The organism is Achromobacter semiaridum (genome assembly GCF_053543755.1).
The window spans coordinates 1,186-6,535 of sequence record NZ_JBLVOL010000107.1 but is presented as its reverse complement, the minus strand read 5'-3'; the positions used below and the strand labels follow the sequence as shown (position 1 = coordinate 6,535).

6 protein-coding genes and 1 pseudogene are annotated in these 5,350 nt (G+C 63.0%); 4 read left to right on the top strand and 3 right to left on the bottom strand.

Going from position 1 to position 5,350, the window contains the following annotated elements; translation table 11 throughout:
- The 3 genes and pseudogenes from ACNPP0_RS23930 to mpl form a co-directional block, all read right to left on the bottom strand.
- A pseudogene (locus ACNPP0_RS23930) lies at nt 1–188 on the bottom strand (RNB domain-containing ribonuclease); the annotation flags it as partial.
- A 73-nt stretch (nt 189–261) separates the two neighbouring features.
- Nucleotides 262–864: a YqiA/YcfP family alpha/beta fold hydrolase gene (locus ACNPP0_RS23925; RefSeq protein ID WP_448707205.1), complete on the bottom strand. Its 603-nt coding sequence runs from the start codon at nt 862–864 to the stop codon at nt 262–264.
- Between the two features lie 25 nt (nt 865–889).
- The gene (gene mpl, locus ACNPP0_RS23920) at nt 890–2,260 is read right to left on the bottom strand and encodes a UDP-N-acetylmuramate:L-alanyl-gamma-D-glutamyl-meso-diaminopimelate ligase (RefSeq protein ID WP_448707204.1); all 1,371 of its coding nucleotides are present in this window, start codon (nt 2,258–2,260) and stop codon (nt 890–892) included.
- A 95-nt stretch (nt 2,261–2,355) separates the two neighbouring features.
- On the opposite strand from mpl, the gene ACNPP0_RS23915 reads away from it, so the two are divergent.
- The 4 genes from ACNPP0_RS23915 (at nt 2,356) to accC (ending at nt 5,321) form a co-directional block, all read left to right on the top strand.
- Nucleotides 2,356–2,889 carry a TlpA family protein disulfide reductase gene (locus ACNPP0_RS23915; protein ID WP_448707203.1) on the top strand — a complete coding sequence of 178 codons (534 nt, stop codon included), beginning with the start codon at nt 2,356–2,358 and terminating at the stop codon, nt 2,887–2,889.
- A 97-nt stretch (nt 2,890–2,986) separates the two neighbouring features.
- Entirely contained in the window at nt 2,987–3,421 is a 435-nt protein-coding gene (gene aroQ / locus ACNPP0_RS23910; RefSeq protein ID WP_120153729.1) for a type II 3-dehydroquinate dehydratase, read from the top strand.
- An 88-nt stretch (nt 3,422–3,509) separates the two neighbouring features.
- Nucleotides 3,510–3,965, top strand: a complete 456-nt coding sequence (accB, locus tag ACNPP0_RS23905; RefSeq protein WP_050730943.1) for an acetyl-CoA carboxylase biotin carboxyl carrier protein — start codon at nt 3,510–3,512, stop codon at nt 3,963–3,965.
- Nucleotides 3,966–3,974: 9 nt separating this feature from the next.
- Nucleotides 3,975–5,321, top strand: coding sequence for an acetyl-CoA carboxylase biotin carboxylase subunit (gene accC / locus ACNPP0_RS23900; protein WP_046806529.1), 1,347 nt, complete (start codon nt 3,975–3,977; stop codon nt 5,319–5,321).
- Nucleotides 5,322–5,350 lie beyond the last annotated feature (29 nt).

Genomic DNA, 5,350 nt, shown 5'->3' with positions numbered 1-5,350 from the left:
GCGGCGGCGGCCGCGGCCGCCTGGCTCATCAGCGCCGCCGGTTCGGGCGACGCAAAATTGAACAGGGTGTTGGCGCGCTTGATCTTGCTGCGCTTGCCCGACTCTGACTCCACCTGCAAGCTGGCGTCGGTTTCGGACAGGATGTTGCCGGCCTTGAAGCTGCCGTCATCTTCGTAAAACACATACATGGTGGGGATCTTCCTGGGCGGCGCGTACGCACCGCCTTGCGCGGCGAAATAGAGTGTTGATGTCTGGTACTGATTATTGAGGGCTAACCTGCTTGCCGCCAAGGGCGAATTCAAGCACCTCGGGCATCCAACGTTCGAAGTCGGACAAACCGTGGTCGCTGCCTTCGACGATACGCTGCCGGCAACCCGCGTAGCGATCGCGCATTTCACGCCAATCCAGGACCTCGTCGCCCGTGGCCGCCAGCAGGAAGTACCGGTCGGGATGGGTGATGCGGGGCGCGTGGATGGCGGCCAGTTCGTCTACATATTCAGGCAAAAAGACGAACGGCGCGTCGGAATGATACATGTGGTGCTCGCCCACCTGGGTACCCAGGTCGCGCGCGGCTTCGACGGCCGGGTTCAGCACGACCGCCTTGCAATCCAGTTGTTCGGCCAGCCAGGTGGCGTAGAAACCGCCCAGCGACGAGCCCACGATGGTCAGCGCGCGGGGGCTCGCCGCGCCCTGCAATTGGCCTTGGGCGATGTCCATGGCCAGCGCAATGGCTTGCCGGGGGCTGGCGGGCAGTTGCGGGCAGGCCCACTGCGCGGCCAGCCCAAGCCCGGCCATGGCGTCGGCCATCTGCCGGGCTTTGGTGGAACTGGGCGAGGAACGAAAACCGTGCAGGTAGAGAATCATTTCGTGCTCGTCCAATAAAGGGGGATCAGCCGCGTGCCCGCAGCGCGTCCAGCAGCTTGCCGTGGATGCCGCCGAACCCGCCATTGCTCATGACCAGCACCTGGTCACCCGGGCGCGCGGCGGCGGGCACGGCCGCGACCAGCGCATCGATGTCATCGTAACTGGAAGCCCGGTTGCCCAGCGGGGCCAGGACCTCGGCCGGGTTCCAGCCCAGCGCATGCTTGCCGCTGTGGGCGCCGAAGCAGAACACCAGGTCGGCATCGGCCAGCGCGTCGGGCAGGCGCGCGGCCATCGTGCCCAGCTTCATCGTGTTGGAACGTGGCTCAAGCACCGCCAGGATGCGGGCCGACCCGACTTGGCGGCGCAGCCCTTCCAGCGTGGTGGCGATGGCGGTGGGGTGGTGGGCAAAATCGTCATAGACCTTCACGCCGTCGACCGTGCCGCGCAGTTCCATGCGGCGCTTCACGCCCGCAAAACGCGTCAGGGCCGCGATGCCTTCCAAGGCCGGGACGCCCGCGTGCTCGGCGGCGGCCAGCGCGGCCAGGGCGTTCATGCGGTTGTGCTCGCCGGTCAGGTTCCAGCGCACGGTGCCGATGTCGACGCCGCCGCGGATCACGGTGAAGGCGCCGTCGTCATCGGGCGGCGATGCCTGCCAGGCGCCATCCGCGCCGAACGTGACGGTTTCGGACCAGCAACCGCGCGCAATCACGCGGTCCAGTGCGTTGCAATGGGCGGGTCGCACGATGCGGCCGGACGCGGGAATGGTGCGCACCAGATGGTGGAATTGGGTTTCGATGGCCGCCAGATCCGGAAAGATGTCGGCGTGGTCGTATTCCAGGTTGTTCAGGATGGCGGTGCGCGGGCGGTAATGGACAAACTTTGACCGTTTGTCGAAGAACGCCGTGTCGTATTCGTCCGCTTCGATCACGAAGGGGCGGCGCGCGGGGTCATAGCGGGCGGATACATGCAGGTCCGCCGCCACGCCGCCGATCAGGAAGTTGGGGGCCAGGCCGGCCGCTTCCAGGATCCAGCCCAGCATCGAACTGGTGGTGGTCTTGCCATGCGTGCCCGCCACCGCCAGCACGTGCGCGCCGGGCAGGATGTTGTCGCCCAGCCATTGCGGACCGGAAACGTAGCGCGCGCCGGATTCCAGAATGGCTTCCATCAGGGGGTTGCCGCGGCTGACGACGTTGCCGATCACGTATAGGTCGGGGGACAGCGCCATCTGGTCCACCCCAAAGCCTTCGATCAGGTCGATGCCTTGCTCGGACAGCTGCGTGCTCATCGGCGGGTATACGCCCGCATCGCAACCAGTGACCTTGTGGCCGGCGGCCCGCGCGATCAGCGCCAAGCCGCCCATGAACGTACCGCAGATGCCAAGAATGTGCAGGTGCATTGAAAACTCTCCTGTCCGGCATTGTATATATAGCGGCCACTGCTCATGCCGACCGGGCATCGCGCAAAAATCCCGGCAGCGGTTATGATCGCGCCATGAATCGACGCCTACTTCTATCCGCCGGCGTGGCCGTGGCCGCCACGGTCGCCGGGGGCTATACCCTGTTGGGGCAGAAGTCCCGCACGTCTTCCCAGCCCGCCGACGCCGGCGACCCTGTTGCCGCATTGATGCAATTGCAGTTGCCCGACTTGCGTGGCGCGACGCAGTCGCTGGCCAACTGGAAGGGGCAACCCATGGTGGTCAATTTCTGGGCAACGTGGTGCGCGCCGTGCGTGCGCGAGATGCCGGAACTGGATGCCTTGCAGAAAAAATATCCGAATGTCCGCTTTGTCGGCATCGGCGTTGATTCCGCTGCCAACATGCAAAAATTTGTCGAGAAAGTGCAAGTTTCATACCCCTTGTGGGTTATCGGGGCAGGCGCGATCGACACCTTGCGCAAGCTGGGCAACCCCAGCGGCGGCTTGCCATTTACCATCGTGTTCAACGCTGATGGCGCGATTAACCGGAAGATACTGGGCGAAATCCAACCCGACGACCTGAATCAAACCCTATCCGGTTTGAAGGCATAAGTCTGTTGGACAAATAGTAGGAATTGGCGTAAAAAGCTGGTTTATCGGCTGTTTTGCCAACAATTCCACCGTTGGCAATCCACTCATTGGCAAGCGCATGGCGCAAAACATACTGGTATTGCATGGCCCGAATCTGAACCTGCTTGGCACCCGGGAACCTCATATCTACGGCAGTTTGACGCTGCCCCAGATCAATGAGCGACTGGAGCTGCTTGCAGGCGAACTGGGCGCCAAGCTGGCTGCTTGGCAAGGCAATCACGAAGGCGCGCTGGTTGACCGCATTCAAGCGGCCCGGCAAGACGGCACAGACTTCATCATCATCAACGCGGCGGCTTATACGCACACCAGCGTCGCTATCCGCGATGCGCTGGCTGGGGTCGCGATCCCATTTATTGAAGTACATTTGTCCAATCTGTATAAGCGAGAGCCCTTCAGGCATCACTCTTATCTGTCCGACTTGGCGGTAGGCCTTATCTCCGGCCTGGGCGCGGACGGCTACGAGGCGGCTCTGCGTTACGCAGTGCGGCACTGATCTCGCACCAAACTCACGGCTTTTACATCTTATACGGCGCGGACCCCACGCTGGGACGCCGCCGACACTATCTCGGGAAGCAGCTTCTATGGACCTTCGAAAACTCAAAACCCTGATCGACCTGGTGGCTGAATCGGGTATCGCCGAGCTGGAAATCACCGAAGGCGAAGGCAAGGTACGCATCGTCAAGTTCTCGCAAACCTTGCAGCCGGTGGCCTACCACCAGCCCGAAGCCGGCGTGCCCGCCGCGCCGGTTGCGCAAGCCGCCGCGCCTGCCGCGCCGGCCGCCGAAGCCGCCCCGGTCATTCAGGGCCACGTCGTCAAGGCGCCGATGGTCGGCACGTTCTACCGTTCGCCGAACCCGGGCGCCGCCCCGTTCATCGACGTGGGCGCCACCGTCAAGGAAGGCGATCCGCTGTGCATCATTGAAGCCATGAAGCTGCTCAATGAAATCGAAGCCGACAAGTCCGGCGTCATCAAAGAAATCCTGGTCGAAAACGGTGAGCCCGTCGAGTACGGTCAACCCCTGTTCGTCATTGGCTGATAGCTGAAAATGTTCGAAAAAATCCTGATCGCCAATCGGGGCGAAATCGCCCTGCGCATTCAGCGCGCTTGCCGCGAGCTGGGCATCAAAACCGTGGTCGTGCACTCCGAGGCTGACCGCGAGGCCAAGTACGTGCGCCTGGCCGATGAATCCGTGTGCATCGGGCCCGCGCCGTCGCGTGACAGCTACCTGAACATGCCGGCCATCATTTCGGCCGCCGAAGTGACGGATTCCGAGGCAATTCACCCGGGTTACGGGTTCTTGTCCGAAAATGCCGACTTCGCCGATCGCGTCGAAAAGAGCGGCTTCGTCTTCATCGGCCCGCGTCCCGACACCATTCGCCTGATGGGCGACAAGGTCAGCGCCAAGCGCGCCATGATCGAAGCGGGGGTGCCGGTGGTGCCCGGTTCTGAAGGCGCGTTGCCCGAAGATCCGCAGGAAATCATCCGCATTGCGCGCGAAGTCGGTTACCCGGTCATCATCAAGGCGGCAGGCGGCGGCGGTGGCCGTGGCATGCGCGTGGTGTACACCGAGGCCGCGCTGTTGAACGCCGTTACCATGACGCGTTCGGAAGCGGGCGCCGCGTTCAACAACCCGGAAGTCTATATGGAGAAGTTCCTTGAGAACCCTCGCCATGTGGAAATCCAGGTGCTGGCCGATGGCGGCCGCAACGCCGTCTGGCTGGGTGAGCGCGACTGCTCCATGCAGCGACGCCACCAGAAGGTCATCGAAGAAGCGCCGGCTCCCGGCATCGCCCGCCGCGCCATCGAGCGCATCGGCGACCGCTGCGCCGATGCTTGCCGCAAGATGGGCTATCGCGGTGCGGGCACGTTCGAGTTCCTGTTTGAAAACGGCGAGTTCTATTTCATTGAAATGAACACCCGCATCCAGGTCGAACACCCGGTCACCGAACTGATCACCGGCATCGACCTGGTGCAGCAGCAGATCCTGATCGCCGCCGGCGAGAAGTTCACGCTGCGCCAACGCGACATCGCCTTCAAGGGCCATGCGATCGAATGCCGCATCAACGCCGAAGATCCGTTCCGTTTCGTGCCCAGCCCCGGCCGCATCACCAACTGGCATACGCCGGGCGGTCCTGGCGTTCGGATTGATTCGCACGCCTACAATAGCTACTTCGTGCCGCCCAACTACGATTCGATGATCGCCAAGGTCATCACGTATGGCGATACGCGCGACCAGGCGTTGGCGCGCATGCGCATCGCGCTGTCGGAAATGGTGGTGGAAGGCATTTCGACCAACATCCCGCTGCATCGCGAATTGCTGCAAGATGCCCGCTTTATCGAAGGCGGCACCAGCATCCACTATCTGGAAAACAAGTTGGCTCAGCGTCCCTGACCGACGACCCGGGGGGGGACGGCCCCTTT

What these genes read in the sequence shown, in the direction of transcription:
- ACNPP0_RS23925 (WP_448707205.1), bottom strand. Translation starts at nt 864, where the DNA reads ATGATTCTCTACCTGCACGGTTTTCGTTCCTCGCCCAGTTCCACCAAA.
- ACNPP0_RS23915 (WP_448707203.1), top strand. Translation starts at nt 2,356, where the DNA reads ATGAATCGACGCCTACTTCTATCCGCCGGCGTGGCCGTGGCCGCCACG.
- mpl (WP_448707204.1), bottom strand. Translation starts at nt 2,260, where the DNA reads ATGCACCTGCACATTCTTGGCATCTGCGGTACGTTCATGGGCGGCTTG.
- aroQ (WP_120153729.1), top strand. Translation starts at nt 2,987, where the DNA reads ATGGCGCAAAACATACTGGTATTGCATGGCCCGAATCTGAACCTGCTT.
- accB (WP_050730943.1), top strand. Translation starts at nt 3,510, where the DNA reads ATGGACCTTCGAAAACTCAAAACCCTGATCGACCTGGTGGCTGAATCG.
- accC (WP_046806529.1), top strand. Translation starts at nt 3,975, where the DNA reads ATGTTCGAAAAAATCCTGATCGCCAATCGGGGCGAAATCGCCCTGCGC.